The 15,916-nt window shown below is 44.9% G+C and carries 13 protein-coding genes and 1 tRNA gene; 2 read left to right on the top strand and 12 right to left on the bottom strand.

Features of this window, described 5'->3' with window-relative positions; all coding sequences use genetic code 11:
• Nucleotides 1–69: 69 nt before the first annotated feature.
• The 3 genes from J7W08_RS01845 to J7W08_RS01855 all read right to left on the bottom strand — a co-directional run bounded on the left by J7W08_RS01845 (nucleotide 70) and on the right by J7W08_RS01855 (nucleotide 1,808).
• Nucleotides 70–729 carry a DMT family transporter gene (locus J7W08_RS01845; protein ID WP_310742516.1) on the bottom strand — a complete coding sequence of 220 codons (660 nt, stop codon included), beginning with the start codon at nucleotides 727–729 and terminating at the stop codon, nucleotides 70–72.
• 57 nt (nucleotides 730–786) lie between these two features.
• Entirely contained in the window at nucleotides 787–936 is a 150-nt protein-coding gene (locus J7W08_RS01850) for a hypothetical protein (protein ID WP_233084970.1), read from the bottom strand.
• A 62-nt stretch (nucleotides 937–998) separates the two neighbouring features.
• The gene (locus J7W08_RS01855; protein WP_233084971.1) at nucleotides 999–1,808 is read right to left on the bottom strand and encodes a helix-turn-helix transcriptional regulator; all 810 of its coding nucleotides are present in this window, start codon (nucleotides 1,806–1,808) and stop codon (nucleotides 999–1,001) included.
• 286 nt (nucleotides 1,809–2,094) lie between these two features.
• Here J7W08_RS01855 and J7W08_RS01860 point away from each other — a divergent pair, with 286 nt between their 5' ends.
• Nucleotides 2,095–4,788: an FAD-binding and (Fe-S)-binding domain-containing protein gene (locus J7W08_RS01860; protein ID WP_233084972.1), complete on the top strand. Its 2,694-nt coding sequence runs from the start codon at nucleotides 2,095–2,097 to the stop codon at nucleotides 4,786–4,788.
• Nucleotides 4,789–5,365: 577 nt separating this feature from the next.
• Here J7W08_RS01860 and J7W08_RS01865 read toward each other — a convergent pair.
• From J7W08_RS01865 to J7W08_RS01890, 6 genes are all read right to left on the bottom strand, one after another.
• The gene (locus tag J7W08_RS01865) at nucleotides 5,366–5,902 is read right to left on the bottom strand and encodes a thiamine pyrophosphate-dependent enzyme (protein WP_233084973.1); all 537 of its coding nucleotides are present in this window, start codon (nucleotides 5,900–5,902) and stop codon (nucleotides 5,366–5,368) included.
• Nucleotides 5,903–6,194: 292 nt separating this feature from the next.
• A tRNA-Glu gene (locus J7W08_RS01870) sits at nucleotides 6,195–6,272 on the bottom strand.
• Between the two features lie 71 nt (nucleotides 6,273–6,343).
• On the bottom strand, nucleotides 6,344–6,697 hold the full coding sequence (locus J7W08_RS01875) for a helix-turn-helix transcriptional regulator (protein WP_233084974.1): 354 nt from the start codon (nucleotides 6,695–6,697) through the stop codon (nucleotides 6,344–6,346).
• A gap of 25 nt (nucleotides 6,698–6,722) precedes the next feature.
• Nucleotides 6,723–6,947, bottom strand: a complete 225-nt coding sequence (locus tag J7W08_RS01880) for an LSM domain-containing protein (protein ID WP_048193936.1) — start codon at nucleotides 6,945–6,947, stop codon at nucleotides 6,723–6,725.
• 206 nt (nucleotides 6,948–7,153) lie between these two features.
• Nucleotides 7,154–7,525 (bottom strand): DUF3467 domain-containing protein, encoded by a 372-nt coding sequence (locus J7W08_RS01885; RefSeq protein WP_048194191.1) that lies wholly within the window; start codon nucleotides 7,523–7,525, stop codon nucleotides 7,154–7,156.
• Between the two features lie 94 nt (nucleotides 7,526–7,619).
• Nucleotides 7,620–10,097, bottom strand: a complete 2,478-nt coding sequence (locus tag J7W08_RS01890) for a DUF5814 domain-containing protein (RefSeq protein ID WP_233084975.1) — start codon at nucleotides 10,095–10,097, stop codon at nucleotides 7,620–7,622.
• Between the two features lie 172 nt (nucleotides 10,098–10,269).
• On the opposite strand from J7W08_RS01890, the gene J7W08_RS01895 reads away from it, so the two are divergent.
• Nucleotides 10,270–11,205: an RAD55 family ATPase gene (locus tag J7W08_RS01895; RefSeq protein WP_233084976.1), complete on the top strand. Its 936-nt coding sequence runs from the start codon at nucleotides 10,270–10,272 to the stop codon at nucleotides 11,203–11,205.
• Between the two features lie 72 nt (nucleotides 11,206–11,277).
• On the opposite strand, the gene J7W08_RS01900 is transcribed toward J7W08_RS01895, so the two are convergent.
• From J7W08_RS01900 to katG, 3 genes are all read right to left on the bottom strand, one after another.
• Nucleotides 11,278–12,042: an MTAP family purine nucleoside phosphorylase gene (locus J7W08_RS01900; RefSeq protein WP_233084977.1), complete on the bottom strand. Its 765-nt coding sequence runs from the start codon at nucleotides 12,040–12,042 to the stop codon at nucleotides 11,278–11,280.
• Nucleotides 12,043–12,060: 18 nt separating this feature from the next.
• Nucleotides 12,061–13,188, bottom strand: a complete 1,128-nt coding sequence (locus tag J7W08_RS01905) for a DUF373 family protein (protein WP_233084978.1) — start codon at nucleotides 13,186–13,188, stop codon at nucleotides 12,061–12,063.
• 546 nt (nucleotides 13,189–13,734) lie between these two features.
• On the bottom strand, nucleotides 13,735–15,912 hold the full coding sequence (gene katG / locus J7W08_RS01910) for a catalase/peroxidase HPI (protein WP_310742506.1): 2,178 nt from the start codon (nucleotides 15,910–15,912) through the stop codon (nucleotides 13,735–13,737).
• Nucleotides 15,913–15,916: the final 4 nt, after the last annotated feature.

The following is a 15,916-nucleotide window of genomic DNA, read 5'->3' on the forward strand; positions in this document are numbered from 1 at the left end:
ATATGATCTTCGATCATGTTGTCATTGTCAACATAGTCCTTGATCCTGAAGAATTGTTACTCTTCACGCTCAAAATAAGAATATTATAATTGCACCAAGTGCCATTATGGCGGCTCCAAAACCTTTTCTCCGAACATTTGTTTCTTTGAATATCAGCATCCCGAATACCACACTGAACAATGCATTAAATCGTTTCACGGAAATGACGTATGGGACTATCTGCATGCTCAATGCAATATTTACTGATACAGCGATCAGGGTTATCACCATGCCTATCAGGATGAAAGCGGGCAGATTGTTGACGTATGCGATCTTTATGTTGTCGGGCCTTTTGCATAGGGAGATTACAAGGAACGTTACGCTGATCAGTAAACATACGATCGATGTGCCAAAGAAGATATCTGAATTTAGAACGACCAGCTTGTCGTAGTTCGATGAGATGCTGAACAGGAACGCAACGATCAGCATGTAGAGAGAACCTCTGTTCCTGAAGATCGCCCTTAACGGGTCTAGCAGCTTTTGCTGGTCAGTGGTAGAATTCAGTACATAAGAACCAGCAACGATCAGCATTATCCCGAAAATACCCTGTGAGGAGGGAAATTCACTAAGCATGATGAATGATGTTAATATCAGAAAAGCAGGTGTAAAGGAGATCATCGGGACGGTCAGTGAAAGGTCTGTGATCTTCAGTGCCCTGTATGATAGAACAACGGCTATGACGTTGAGCAGTGTGGTTGAGAAAACAGAATAAAAAAAAGCATCTCCAAGGTCTGGAAATCCCTTGAACTAGGAAATGGTGAAGAGGATGACAAAAGCAAAGAAGAAAGTTCCGACCCCAAGAACATACTGGTCAACCTCTTTGAGCATTTTCTTGACCAACATAAAGTAAGTGGCGTCAAAAAAAGCACCCAGGACAGCAAAAAGGAACCAGATCATATAAAATAATGATCTGTGATACTTTATCAGACTTTCCAGGAATGTCGATAAGGTTGACTGGCTTATTTAGTAATTTCCTGAAGCATTTTTTCTTTTTCAACAGGTATCGATAGTTTCTTGAAATGCTCTATCAGTTCTGATCCCCATTGCAGAGATTCCGGATCATAGCTTGTAAGTTTCAGGTGGTCAAGCACCATTTCTTTGTTGAATAGTGTTATCATGAAAAGATTATCAGTGACCGATATCGATCCTATTGGCACATCTTCTTTCAAAATGAACAGTTCTGACCTGTCCGATTCGAGTATTGTCCTCAGGTCCTTTTCACTATCCTGTTTCATCCTGTCAAACACAGGTTTTGTGAGTATGAGTGTTATATTGATGCCTCGTTTGGCAAGCATGGCATAGTTATGAGGGCACTGTGGATGGAAAAAGGAAGCAAGAGTTTCAATGCTTGCAGACTTTGCAAGGCTTTCATTGAATTCTTTTGGAGGTTCAAAAATATAGATCATATCAGGCTTTTTGAGCTCGCATTTTTTCAGATTCCATATTCTGTTGCGAAATTCCTCTGGAATATCGCTCAGGTGCCGGCTCATCCAGTACTCATAATTGTCTTCGAGAACTTCAATAGTACCAAGAAGTGGCTCCATTTTTGTGACAAGCATCCTTGCAGCTTCTGTCAATGAATAAACTTTGTCATCATATTCAATAAGGTCAAGTTTTCTCAGCTTCTTGATCTGCGGGAGCATGGCGCTGGCTGTAACGTCGAGTACTTCCTTTATCTGATCGATATCCTTCGGTCCGTTCATTAGAAGCAGAAGTAAGTTTTTCCTTTTCTCTGAAAGAAAGATTGTATCGATAAGCGAAGCTTGCATTTTTGATCTTTTCCTGAATGTAATGTGGATGGTATTTGTTTGCAATTCTATTTAATTTCATTCCATTATATATGTTGATCTGGCTCTATGTTATTTTAAAGCCCTGATGAATTTTAATGCCTTTGTTTATCGCAAAGCCATTGCGTTTTTTTACGTTTTTACGATACATTAGGAGGTTAGGTTATATAAATTCAATTCCAACATTTTTATTGTTAACACAGTTACGAATCTGGCAGATCATAGGGTAAAACGCATATTAGAATTCATGAAAAATGAGGGATGATCCATGACCAATAATGGAATTAACGATGGTTTGAAAAGCCAGCTTGAAGAGATATTTGAGAACCGTGTATCTTTCAGTAAACTTGAAAGAATGGTATATTCTCATGATGTGGGAGTCATTCCTGACTCCGTAAAAAAGACAATAGCTACCATGCCTGATGCAGTTGTTCAGCCTGTGAACGCTGATGAGATATCTACTCTTGTAAAACTTGCAAATGAGAATAAAGTTCCTATCATTCCAAGAGGTGCAGCATCCAGTGGTTTCGGCGGTGCGGTTCCTGTTGCAAATGGAATTGTAATCGATCTTGCCAGAATGGCAAATGTAATTTTCATTGATCCTGAATGTCTCACCGCAGAGGTTGAGCCAGGTGTGGTCTGGTCAGAACTTGATGGTAAGCTTAAAAGAAGCGGATTGACATTGCGCCTGTATCCAAGCAGTGCTCCAACTTCCACGGTTGCCGGATGGGTTGCTCAGGGTGGTAGTGGGATTGGCAGTTATGAGTACGGTACATTCCGGGACAACATCGTTTCCGTTGAAATGGTCGATCCACAGGGTGACCTGAAGGTAATGAAAGGAGATGATCTTGACCTTGTCTATTCACTTGAGGGTATTACAGGTATTATCACAAGAATCACATTCAATGTGAAAAAGGACGAAGAGCACATTCCAATCCTTGCAGCATTCGATAATGAAAAGAAATTGCAGGCAGCACTAGATGAAATCCGAAAAGCAGGAACACGTGTCTGGTCAGTGAGCATACAGACTCCCAGCTATGTGGAACTGAGCCAGAAGGCTGCAAACGATACAACTCTTCCAAAGGGCAAGTATCTTGCACAATTCGTGCATCCACGATCATCTGCCGAAGTTGCATCCGAAGTGGAAGATATTGTCAGACGCAATAAAGGTGAAGTTCTTCCTGAGAGCGTTGCCATGCATGAGTGGGACCAACGGTTCTACACCATGAGGCTCAAGCGCCTTGGTCCTTCATTGATAGCCAGTGAACTGATCGTACCTGCGTATTCGATGGCTGATTTCCTGAAGTCCGTCGATAAGAAGTTCAAAGGTGATTTTGTCTTTGAAGGTATAATGGAAACTCCTGAAAGGTTTATCATGATGGGGTTCATGCTGGCTGATGAGAGGAAAACAAATTATCCACTGAAATTCTCATCCTCGCTTATTGTGGCAGATATTGCAAAGAAGCACGGTGGCAGACTGACGGCCACAGGCATGTTCTTCACCGATGAGTCAAAGGAGCTGCTGGGTAAAGACCTGTTCAACAGGATCGTTGCTTTTAAGAAAGAATTCGATCCTGAAAACATAATGAATCCTGGAAAGGTCCTACCACCTTCGGTCGAAAAGGACTCTCCGATAAAACAGCTTTCCATTGCCATGAAGGGTGCTAGTAAGGGTAAATCCCTCATGAGCCTTGCCGGTAAGATCATGGAAGGGAAGGATGTGGAATACAAGTATGCTGACAAATTGCCTGAGGAAATAGGCAAGGACGCATTCATCTGCGCTCAGTGTGGAGCTTGTAAGACCACCTGTACTGTATATGAAGCAGATCCCTGGGAAAGCAAATCACCAAGGGGTAAGTGGTACTTGCTTGCTGAATATCTCAAAGGTAAAATTGAATTTGATGAGGAGCTCGCAACCGATATGTTCCTGTGTGCTACCTGCAAGAAATGTGATATCAAATGCCAGACGGACCTGAACATCGCTCACCAGTTCATAAGCCTGCGTACCATCATGGGTGAAAAGGATTTTGAGAACACCGGTCTTGGCATGATAAGACAAAACGTGCTCAATTCTGGAAACTTCTGGGGACTGCCTAAGGAAGCTCTTGATTGGAAGACAGATGATATGAAGATGGCTGAAACGGGGGCAATTGGTTACTGGCCCGGATGCTGGTCATCTGCCGTTACCAAGAACATGCCTCAGAACATAGTGAGGATCCTGGAGAAAGCAGATATTGAGCTTGTTAATCTTGGAGAACAGGACGATATCTGTTGTGGCCTTTATCTTGCACTTGGAGGATACTCCGAGGACTTTGTAAAGGCTGTTGAGAAAAACATCAACCTGATCAACGAGAAAGGTATCAAGACTCTCATATTCTCCTGTCCAGGATGTTTTGCGACCTTCACAGAGCAGTATTCTGCTGTTGCAGAGATGCTCGGACTTAACTGGGATGTTGAAACAAAGCACGTGGTCGTCCTGCTTGATGAACTTATCAAGGATGGCAAGTTGAAGCTTGACAAGCCACTGGATAAGAAGGTAACATACCATGATGCATGTCATGTTTCCCGATGGTTCAATGCCTACGACTACCCAAGAGATGTGATAAAAGCAATCCCTGGTGTGGAATTCGTGGAAATGGAACACAACAGGGAAGAAGCTCTCTGCTGTGGTATTGTAACAGCATTCGATGATCTTCCAACAGTGGCCCACTGCGGACAGAAACGTATCGGTGAGGCTACTGAAACGGGAGCCTATTATCTTGTAACAAACTGTGCAGGATGTGCATCACAGCTAAACCTAACTTCCAATATGATGCAAGCACCTGTAAAACAAAAGGATATCACAGATCTCCTGTGTGACTCAATGGGAATCGAAGTGACCTATGATCCTACGGAGGCCATCGGTCAGTTCATGCAACAGGCAATCGAGTTTCTTGGAACAAGTTGCATACGCCGCCGCTAAAGTTAGGATGGGTTGATGAAGGTCAGCCCTGTTTCTTTATTTTATTTTTCTAACCTTCCTCCGGCAAATTTATGGTCCTTCTCTCCTTCATAATCCATTGGGGTTGGCATAGAGCCTTTGAATCTCTGCGTATCGCATACCTGGCCAGAAACAAACCTCATAATATTCTGAAGGTAATTTTTTTCAATGTTTGCAACCAACTTATCATAGTCTAAAGAACTTAAGATCCTAACTCCTTTTACTTTGATAGGTTCTCTATTTCACCGGGAGAATCTACGAATCAACAAAGCAAGCAATAGTAATAAACCTACAATTGCTATTCCGCCCATTCCAAATTTAGCAATGAGTAATATCTCGTATGGGTTCATCATTCATGTTTATGTTTTAATAAAACTTAAACTTTTATAGACAATTATTTGAAGATCTTGAAACGTCTGAGTCTTCCAGCTTCCTCCCGACCGCCCGGATCTCCAAAAAAAGGCCAGGCTTTATTTCCTACTTCTCTCTTCTATCATGTTAGCATGTACATACTTAAATAAAAATATTGAAAGGTGACAATGTCACCTAAAACTTCCCGTTATTTATTCTTCCCTATCCGTTCTGGTAATGGTGTCATTACTGGCAATTTTGGACTATTATAATTCATGGAATCTCTCTCTAATATGATGTCCGATGTCAAAAGCAAATCAAAATTTAACTGGAGTGCCTGAGAAAGGTAGTATCGATCGTGAGGGGGGATAAAGTCGATCAACCAGACGCCTCCTTCCTTAAAGGCAGATAGCAGGGTCTCACCAAGTTCGTCAGCGATACTAATGCGTATTCCTCTGGCACCAAAACTGTTTGTCAGTCCCATGAAGTCCGGGTTCTTGAAAGAGCTATCGAAGGATTCTCCGAATTTCTGATTGCTTTCCCACTCTATGAGGCCGTAGAATGAATCGTTATAAATAATGATCACAAGATTGCAGTTCAGTCTCACAGCAGTTTCCAGATCCTGGAGATTCATAAGAATGCCGGCATCTCCTGCAATTGTCACAACTTTCTTTTCATGGTGTATAAGGCAGACCGATATCTCGGCAGATAGGCCAAATCCCATGGAAGCCAAGCTGTTTGACATCAATACGGTGTTAGGGGGCTAGTGCTGGATAGAGTCTTCCGATCCAGAGCTTGTGAGCACCCACGTCGCTGATCAGGATATCCTTGCGGTTCAGGTTCTGTCGGACTTCCCGGAGGATGTGCTGGGGTTGCTATGGCTGCTCATCAATTGCAAAAACGTTAATTGAAACTGTACTGCCGTTCTCTTCTTGTAGCTATTAGCTTTGGAATTAGAAGAATTTACGTAAAAAGAGGCTTAATTGTAATAGCAGAACGCTTATGTGTTGTAAGATGAAATTTTAAAAAAGTTAGATTGGTGCTCCGGCCGGGATTCGAACCCGAGTTTTCAGCTCGAAAGGCTGGAATGATTGACCGGACTACACTACCGGAGCACGCTGTTTTTTGCTTACCTTGAAGCGACCCTAGTAGGCAGGTTTAGAATATAAACCTTTCGCCCCGTGGGTCATTCTTCGTCTTTTTCTACCTCATCTTCCATTTTTATCTGGTTGATCCAGGTGGAGAGTAGTTCGCAGATCTCGGGCTGGCAGGCTAATCTGCAGCCTGCACAGGGTGAGAACATCTCTCCTGCGAGAAGAAGGTCAAAGGATTCTTCTTCCGGTTTAACTACTTTAATCAAATAGGTCCTGGCACCGTTGTTGACCGCAGACTCACGATATATGAGGTTTGCGTTCATCAACTTGGTGATGACCCTTGAACACTTGCGACTGTCGATCTCCAGCATTTTCCAGAGTTCGTTCTGGTAGACACCGTCTTTACTGTCGCCTATCAGTTTGAGAGTTTTATCTTCTATTTCCATGGTCTATGTCCGGAAAATAAAAGTTTTAGTTCTCTACAGGTACGATCAGGATTATGTTGTTTCCTCTCAATACAACGGAACCAAGAGAGCGCAGGCGCTGTCCGTCAGCTATCTCAACAGTGTCCACAAGGTGAAGGTTAAGGTAATCGTCAGCACTTTCTAATGTACCTTCAAGAATATGCTGGTTGCCTTTCATCTCTACCTGGACCTTAGATCCTACCAATTTCTGAACTTTCTTATTTGGGAACAAGATCGTATCCTCACACGCATTATTCAAAGATAATTAACAATATGGTTTGCAATATGTATTACTACGTATTGGAAAAAGTAAACTGTCCAACCTACTATTTATTACTGCCGATTAGAAAGCCGAATAAGTTTCCATTATGCTATTATTATAGTAGATATGCAGCTAACTTCTTCAAGTTTAATTTTAGTCTTAGTTCTAATTTAGCTTTAGATATATCCCTGTATCTCGGATGTATCCTCAGGCTGCTTCATTTTTGGTGGTTGCTTCTGCACTCTGGTGATCGGTCCGAACATTGCCTCATAGTCGCGGATGTGCTGCTCAAGCCAGTGGGAAAGCTCCAGTGCCGCAAGAGGGGATAGTATCACTTCTGTCTCAATGCTTCTCTGGACCACCTGTGAATTAGATGACTTATCGAATCCCTTTGGGCTGTCATTGTAGAAGCCGATCCTGAAATCATATGGGCTGTGTCCGCCAAGTGCGCCGATGGCATAAACCTGTTTGAAGTCCTCAGGTTTCCTGATCTCGATCTTCAACTTCTTTGCCACTTTACCTTCAGGATTCTTTTTCTCTTCTGTCATGGTCATGTATCCTTCAAAAGCCATACCTAATTTGGAAAAGTAATTGTTAACATACATTAAAAGGTTTTGTTATTATTAATCAAAAGGGCGGTCTTCATCTCACGATAAGCTTCTTAAGGTGCTTCGCCGAACTTGCCAGGTCCTTCTTGGAATATGCCTTTGCGATCTTTTCAACAGCATCAAGGTTGCGTATCGCATCATCCAGATATCCAAGCAGGTCTCCCGGGTACGCAGTAATGCCATATTTATCCTCAAGGTAGTTCACGATCTGTATGGGGTCATAACCATCCACTCTCAGGTTAATGATCTTCTCTGAGAACAACCTCTCGGGGCAACCGCAATAAGGACTTTCCTTACAACCGCAGGTCAGGAAATCAGTAGCAAAGTTCAGGATCTGGTCCTGCATCTTCATCTCGAGCCTGGAAAGGTTCTCACCCTCAAGCACAATGTCCATGGAAGCGCCCTGGAACACCCTTGAAGGCATATTGATCTTCAGTGCAGTGGAGATCTGCGCTGCGTACTTGAAATAGACCGCTTCAAAGAACTCCAGGTTGGTTATTATTTCCACTGGCTGGTGCTCGGAAAGTACTGCATCTCTTATCAGGAATGCCTTTGAAACAGAAAGGAAATGCCCGGCCGCAATGCTTCCTAACTTTGTAAGTGCTATATTGTCTCCTTTGATGGTCAGGAACTTCTTTTTCTGGAGCCTTGAAAGGAGTGCTTTCAAAGAATAATTTGCAAGCATACCCTTATGTATCGCCTCAAGGTCACGCTTTGATGATGTCACTGCAGCAGTGGCCAGGATCTCCTCCATCTGTTCCTCTTCTCCATATTCCACATCGGTGTGTTCCATCTCTCCGTTAAGAAGCTTAATGGCAACCTCTTCCTCTGTGCCTGTCTGCTCGCTTGTATAGCTCTTTTGTGGAGTAGCAAGTACCACTACCACGCCCCTATCATGGAAATCCGGCCTTCCTGCACGTCCCAGCATCTGCAGGAACTCCTGCATGGTAAGCCACTCGATACCCATTGAAAGGGATTCGAATATGACCTGTGATGCAGGGAAATCAACACCTGCTGCAAGTGCAGCGGTTGTGACCACGACGGGTAGATCTCCTTTCTCAAAACGTCTCTCTACCTTCTTCCTCTCCTGCATGGAAAGGCCTGCATGGTAAGGGGCAGTAGATATTGGAAGTGCCTGAGCTATTCGATGGCAGTTCCTTCGGGAATTTGTAAAAATGATCGTCTGTCCCTTGTGACCTTTGGATGATGTTTTTGCATACTCATCCTGCACAAGCTTTGACATAAGTCTGATCTTGTTGCTCTCCGGGCAGAATAACAGATGCCGCTCAATAGGCACAGGCCTGTATTCATACTCCACAAGCTCGGCATTAAGCCTTTTTGCAAGCAGTTTCGGTTTAGCCACGGTTGCTGAAAGATATATGAACTGTGCACCAGATGCAACGTACTTCAGCCTTCCGATAAGTCCGTCTACTCTGTGGCCACGCTCTGCATCTTCTATCATGTGGACCTCATCGATAACAACAGAGCCTATCTGTCCCAGGAGGTCGGAATCCTTAGACCTTAGTATGTAGTCAAGACCCTCATATGTGGCCACAATTATGTCCGAATCAAGTGTCCTTCGCATGGATTTTGTCTTGGATGTCCGTATCCTGGAACTTCCCACTCGTATGGATGCCTTAAGGCCGAGTTCGGAATACCTCTTGTTGAACTGGTCATACTTCTGGTTCGCAAGTGCCACAAGCGGTACAAGATATAGCATCTTCCCCTGGCCACGTATGATGTTCTCAATACCGGCGATCTCTCCAATGAGCGTCTTTCCAGTAGCAGTTACCGATGTCACAAGTTGGTTCTTACGCTTTAACAGTCCCTTTTCCACCGACAGGGATTGTACGGGTAACAGAGTATCGGACTTCTTCAGTAATATCTTTTTGAATTTCTTTGACAGCGGGATATCCTTTATCCTGATCTGCGTGAGCTGTGTCTGGGCCTCTATGGTATCAAAACGTGTGTACTCAAGGTCAAGATCTTCCGGGCTCAACATGCCTATTGTGCGGTCAAGGTCCCGTGTGGTGAGCATGATCTGCTGGATCCGTTCTGCTGCTTCATCTCCGAAATAGCTATGTGCATTTCGAAGTGCACGGTCCAGTTCTTCTTTTGCACATTCCTCACAAATAAGCTCATGATGGTATTTGATGGATTTCTTATTGATAAAGTTGAATCTCTTTTTCAAAAGGCAGAACCTGCACACATGTGCATGCTCCCAATCAAGATGGAACCCTGCAAGTAGCTCCTTAACATCTCCTGCTCCCTTCTTCTCGCTTTCAATATCGATCAGAATACGTTCTGACATCCTTAACAGGTCGATGAACTCTTGAGGTGGCCTGAGTTCATCCTTTTCATCCCTGAATATACGGAACTTATGTGGACGTGGGCCTGCATCTGTTTTTCTAAGGATAAGCTCTCCGGTGAACTGGGGGAGTCGTTTCCTGTCCTTAATGGCCATTATAATGACCTTGGCCTTTTCGGCCTTGAGAAATGTCCACAGAGTCATTTTCGGGTTTCAAAGAGATGTACTTGTATATAAATCATGTTTATTTAGGAATCTAAAAATTGGTTGTATTTTGTGTGTTCACATGTGTTCATACCTTTTATATGCATGTACATGCTAACATTTAATTAAGTATGCCTAATCTGGTCGTGTAATTCGATATGGGGTGTAAAAAATGCCAAGTCAACTTTCTGTGGGTACGGAGGTAATAATAACTCCAAGAACGTCGCAACATAAAGTAGCGGCGGAACCGGAGTTATCTCTTACAGAAGATGCCCAGATCCAGAGGAAGGTTGAGCTACGTACCGTCACGAAGGAAACTGATCCTGTACCTGAAACAAAGGCTGCCTGTGAGATCTCCGTAAAGAATGGGGAGAAGGACGTCCAAAAGAATGTCTGCAATGGTCCTGTTGTCGTTCCGACTGGCATTTATGTATTGGACAGAACTCTTGGAGGAGGCCTCCCTCTTAATTCCATGGTCTATTTCTCTGCAGATCCAAGGTCCATGTCAGAAGTATTCTTTTACGAGTTTACACAATCTCGTAAAACCTATTACTTTACCACTGGACGCAGGCCGAAATATGTACGCCAGGATATTATGAACCAGAATCTTGATCCTTCAAATATCATATTTGTGGACATCTACAGTGAGTATTATTTTACTTCCATGGGGGACATGGTGGATAATCTGGGTAATAGGCACATTGATTCCAAGATCATTGAGTATGCCGAATATAATTTGCACACTATCCTGAATGATTCACAAGGTGAAGAGATCAATATCATTTTTGATAATTTCTCGTTCTTCATGAACCTCAATGTGAATCCCGGACTTCTCAAGCGTCTGCTCAATCTTCTCTATGAGACCACAAAGGAAGCTAATGGCATTACATTCCTTTATTCCTTGAAAGGAAGTCATGATGAACGGGCTGAAAATGAGATCCTGAATGCATCAGATGTTATCTTTGATGTAGATGTTGAAAAACATCCTGATAAGATCATGAGCAAGCTTTCGATCCCAAAGATACGTGGAATGTCGCCTAAGGCAGATGTTATCAAGTTCAATGTCTCAGAAGGCATCAACATTGATACATCAAAGGATATTGCATAATTCCCTTTTTATATTCTTCTTTTTTAAATTCTGTTTAATTAGCCTTAAGCCTGGAATTCGATCAGAATAAGTTCAAAGCCGTGCTCCTTGAGTAGCGTTCATGCATTCGCAGTTACGTGTTGCAGGAATGCAGTCAATAACGTCGGTCAACACTTCAAGCAGCATCTTCTGTGTGGTGCCAAGCTCGACCACGACCTCATCGGCAGTTATCTTGTTCTCGGTAAGTCCGCATGCCTGGTTCGTTATGGTGCAAATGGATGCATAGCATAGTTCCAGTTCTCGTGCGAGGACAACTTCCGGCAACCCTGTCATACCCACAATGTCTCCGATCATGCTCATCATTTTTATCTCTGCACGGGTCTCAAAGCGTGGTCCTTCGGTACAAACATATGTCCCTCTGGTATAGTCAACTCCTTTCTTCTCAAGTGTATCAATAATGCACTTGCTGATCTCGGGACAATATGGCTCTGTCATATCAACATGAACTGTGTTCTTGTCATAGAATGTGGATATACGGCTCTTGGTAAGGTCGATAAAATCATCAGGGATAACAAAACTGCCAATGGCATGACCTTTCATGGTTCCCACGGAATTGGTAGCTACTATTTTCTCCACTCCAAGTTCCTTTATCGCCCAAATGTTGGCACGATAGTTGATCATATGTGGGGGAACATGTTCAGCAGCTCCTGAATGCCGGGGTACTATGGCTATGGTCTTATCATTCAGTTTGCCAATGTATACGCCAACATCTCCGTAAGGTGTATTGACGATCTTTGCAGATCCTTCTATAAAAGATGAGAATCCTACACCACCAAGTATTGCTGCATCGATTTTCATGCGTGGTAATAGGGCTGTTTAGTTTTTAGCTTTATGCTTCCCTTTTTTCGGAAGTTTTTCGGGGGATGAATTGGTCATGGATATCTTGATGCCAAGGAGTGCGATCATTATGGCACCTACTACCGAGTAAACGAAGTACTGCAGGCTCAGTTCACCATTTGCACCCTCGCCTGCAAGGGCACTAACTGAGAGTATATAGGTGCTTGCACCCCAGAATAGCAGACCGACTGCTATTATGAAAAGAGCCGGTGATATCTCTTTTATTGTGAAAGTTTCGCTTATTTTCTGGTCGACCATCTTCCCGATGTCTGCAAAAAGGATGGCTATAACGTACCACCAGATGGTAGCATTAATGAAAACGGTAATGAGGGTAACTATTCCATAGTACCAGCTACCGCCGGTAATGTGGTACTGCCAGAGTGTCACAGCCCCTATCATGGTAGCGATCACTCCAAGGATGGCAGCTATTGTGTAAGTGACAAAGGTCATCTGGCCTTCATAAAAAGAATCCTTCATTCTTTCTCTTAAAAGGGCGAAAGGCTGGTCGAGGTTAAATCCTCTGTAAAGCATGTACATTCCGATCGCAGCTGAAATACCTATAATTGCGCCTTCCGGATATCTTGCCAGCAGGAAAATTGCATAGATAAGTGCTGCAAGTCCCAGCGGGACAAAGAATGTCTGTGATATTTTCGGATCGTTCAGTGCATTTTTCAGGATATAGTAAGTACTTTCGAGGTTTGCACTTTGCTTAACCACGATACGCTTGACCGAATCGATCTTGATACGGGATTGAACTATGGGCAGGAGTGTCTCGTCCTCTGCTCCATCGGATATGAATATTGCATTTGTGATCTCATTCTCGCTCAGGAAAGCATCCAGCTGGGCAGATATTTTCTGGTCTGATATGACACCCACATTCTTGTCACCTGCAAATGTGATTATCTGGGCATCAAGACCCTTTGTAAGCAGTTCATCAAGAACATTCACGCCGCCAAATATTGTATTGCTGTCGGAATCCTCCGGATCTGCAGTTGCAAGTTTCACTGCTGCATCGATGTTATCTTCACGTCCTATGATTGGAGTGGTAACATCTGCTTTTTCACCAAGATCATTGTCCCTGTCAATGCATATGACTAAAGTTTGCATGAAACCTCTTTATATTGTAAATTAGTACGAATACATCCTTTTTCCTATCGCGATGTCAAAATGCAGTACGTAAACACAGAAGTATTACAATTAAAAGAATATAAAGGATGCTATCTAGGCTTTGAGATTATTGCATCTGATGTTGTATTCTTATCTAATTGCATTATTGTCTAATACTGCAATTTCTTGATCTCTTTGTTAGTCCTTTATCCAGTAAATAAGCCTTGGAAATCCAATTATTGAAGTTTACTATGGCAGTTAATCATGCCCGGGTTATGATATTTAGCAGTTGGATCAATTGCCTTGAATACAATAATGAGGGTATCTCGAAGCATTGTCTACTTACCGATAATTTTTAAAAGGGTCTTAATATTGAAATAAATTGTAGTTCCTTTCAGTGTAGTAGTAACCACCGTGAAACCAGAATTGATTGGAAATCAGGATATTTCAGTTTCACGGTGGGTATTAAACATTTCATCGCAATGCAGTTTCACTCTTCAGTGGCTTTTGCACGTTCAGAATCTCTCAAAGACGTTGATGCTACGATCAGGCGAGATCGAAGCGGTCAAGGTTCATGATCTTGTTCCACGCCGCCACAAAGTCGTTCAGAAACTTCTCCTGGGAGTCCTCACATCCGTAGACTTCCGCCAGAGCCCGGAGCTGGGAGTTCGAACCGAAGATGAGGTCGACACGGGTGCCGGTCCACTTGAGTTCGCCTGTTGTGCGATCACGGCCTTCGAACACATCTTCCGAGGTTGCTTTCCACTCCGTGCTCATATCGAGCAGATTCACGAAAAAGTCATTGGTGAGCATCTCCGGGCGTTTGGTGAAAACGCCGTGCTGTGACTGTCCGAAGTTGGCATTCAAGACGCGCATGCCACCTATGAGAGCCGTCATCTCAGGAGCGGTCAGTGTCAGTAGTTGGGCCCGATCCACCAGCAATTCCTCTGCCGATACAGCGTATTTGGTTTTCTGGTAGTTGCGGAACCCGTCTGCTTTCGGCTCGAGTACCCCAAATGACACAACGTCTGTTTGCTCACCTGACGCATCTGTGCGTCCCGGCGTGAAGGGAACAGTCAAATCGTGACCGGCATTCTTTGCCGCTTGCTCGATACCTGCACATCCACCCAGAACGATCAGATCGGCAAGTGAAACCTTTTTTCCGCCTGACTGAGCGTCGTTGAACTCCTTTTGGATTCCCTCAAGAGTCTCAAGAACAGTCGCAAGTTGTTCAGGCTGATTAACTTCCCACTCTTTTTGCGGTGCAAGACGAATGCGAGCCCCGTTCGCCCCACCGCGCTTGTCGGAGCCGCGGAACGTGGACGCTGACGCCCAGGCGGTCGAGACCAGTTGGGAAACAGACAGTCCCGAGGCAAGGATATTGCTCTTGAGGTCTGCGATATCCTGTTCGTCGATCAGCTCATGATCCACTGCGGGAACCGGGTCCTGCCAGATCAGCTCCTCTTCCGGGACCTCCGGGCCGAGATAGCGAGAGCGAGGACCCATGTCACGGTGAGTCAGCTTGAACCAGGCGCGTGCGAAGGCATCCGCGAACTCTTCCGGGTTCTCGTGAAAGCGTTTTGCGATCGGTTTATAGATCGGATCCATCCTCAGCGAGAGGTCCGCAGTGGTCATTATGGGTGGTTGTCGTCTGGACGAATCCTGGGCACCCGGGACGGCCTTTGCTGCAACCGGATCGGAGGGAACCCACTGGTAAGCTCCAGCAGGGCTTTTTACCAGATTCCAATCGTAGCCGAACAGGGTATCGAAATAGCCCATGTCCCATTTGGTCGGGGTCGGGTTCCAGGCACCTTCAATGCCGCTGCTGATCGTATCGTCGCCCTTGCCGCTGCCGAAGCTGTTCTTCCAGCCGAGTCCCTGCTCTTCGATGGGCGCGCCCTCTGGCTCGGGTCCCACATGTGCCGCATCGCCAGCACCATGGCACTTGCCGAAGGTGTGACCACCGGCGACCAAAGCGACGGTCTCTTCGTCGTTCATGGCCATACGCGCGAAGGTCTCTCGGACGTCACGGCCGGAGGCTACAGCATTCGGTTCGCCGTTCGGTCCTTCCGGGTTCACGTAGATGAGTCCCATCTGCACGGCGGCAAGGGGATTTTCGAGCTCTCGTTCACCGGAGTAGCGCTTGTCGTCAAGCCACTCGCTCTCGGTTCCCCAGTTAATATCTTCTTCCGGCTCCCATATGTCTTCGCGACCGCCGCCGAAGCCGAAGGTCTTGAATCCCATGGACTCAAGCGCGCAGTTGCCGGCGAGGATCATCAGGTCAGCCCAAGAGATCTTTTTGCCATATTTTTGCTTGATCGGCCAGAGCAAACGGCGTGCCTTGTCGAGGTTCACATTGTCCGGCCAGCTGTTGAGAGGCGCAAAGCGCTGGTTGCCTGACCCTCCACCCCCCCGGCCATCGCCCATGCGGTAGGTGCCTGCACTGTGCCATGCCATCCGGATGAAGAGTCCCCCGTAATGACCGTAATCAGCCGGCCACCAGTCCTGTGAGTCGGTCATCAGTGCATAGAGGTCCTTTTTCAGAGCCTCAAGATCGAGTTTTTTGAATTCCTCGGCGTAGTTGAACTCCTCACCCATCGGATCGGACTTGGAAGAATGCTGGTGCAGAATGTTAAGATTCAACTGATTAGGCCACCAGTCCCGGATTGACGTGCCACCGCTGGCAGAGGATCCCATTCCCGGCTTCTTGTTATCTTCATTCATAGTG

This window comes from Methanococcoides orientis, from assembly GCF_021184045.1.
In the GTDB taxonomy this organism is placed as follows: Archaea; Halobacteriota; Methanosarcinia; order Methanosarcinales; family Methanosarcinaceae; genus Methanococcoides; species Methanococcoides orientis.

What these genes read in the sequence shown, in the direction of transcription:
- J7W08_RS01850 (WP_233084970.1), bottom strand. Translation starts at nt 936, where the DNA reads ATGATCTGGTTCCTTTTTGCTGTCCTGGGTGCTTTTTTTGACGCCACT.
- J7W08_RS01855 (WP_233084971.1), bottom strand. Translation starts at nt 1,808, where the DNA reads ATGCAAGCTTCGCTTATCGATACAATCTTTCTTTCAGAGAAAAGGAAA.
- J7W08_RS01860 (WP_233084972.1), top strand. Translation starts at nt 2,095, where the DNA reads ATGACCAATAATGGAATTAACGATGGTTTGAAAAGCCAGCTTGAAGAG.
- J7W08_RS01865 (WP_233084973.1), bottom strand. Translation starts at nt 5,902, where the DNA reads ATGTCAAACAGCTTGGCTTCCATGGGATTTGGCCTATCTGCCGAGATA.
- J7W08_RS01875 (WP_233084974.1), bottom strand. Translation starts at nt 6,697, where the DNA reads ATGGAAATAGAAGATAAAACTCTCAAACTGATAGGCGACAGTAAAGAC.
- J7W08_RS01885 (WP_048194191.1), bottom strand. Translation starts at nt 7,525, where the DNA reads ATGACAGAAGAGAAAAAGAATCCTGAAGGTAAAGTGGCAAAGAAGTTG.
- J7W08_RS01890 (WP_233084975.1), bottom strand. Translation starts at nt 10,097, where the DNA reads ATGACTCTGTGGACATTTCTCAAGGCCGAAAAGGCCAAGGTCATTATA.
- J7W08_RS01895 (WP_233084976.1), top strand. Translation starts at nt 10,270, where the DNA reads ATGCCAAGTCAACTTTCTGTGGGTACGGAGGTAATAATAACTCCAAGA.
- J7W08_RS01900 (WP_233084977.1), bottom strand. Translation starts at nt 12,042, where the DNA reads ATGAAAATCGATGCAGCAATACTTGGTGGTGTAGGATTCTCATCTTTT.
- J7W08_RS01905 (WP_233084978.1), bottom strand. Translation starts at nt 13,188, where the DNA reads ATGCAAACTTTAGTCATATGCATTGACAGGGACAATGATCTTGGTGAA.
- katG (WP_310742506.1), bottom strand. Translation starts at nt 15,912, where the DNA reads ATGAATGAAGATAACAAGAAGCCGGGAATGGGATCCTCTGCCAGCGGT.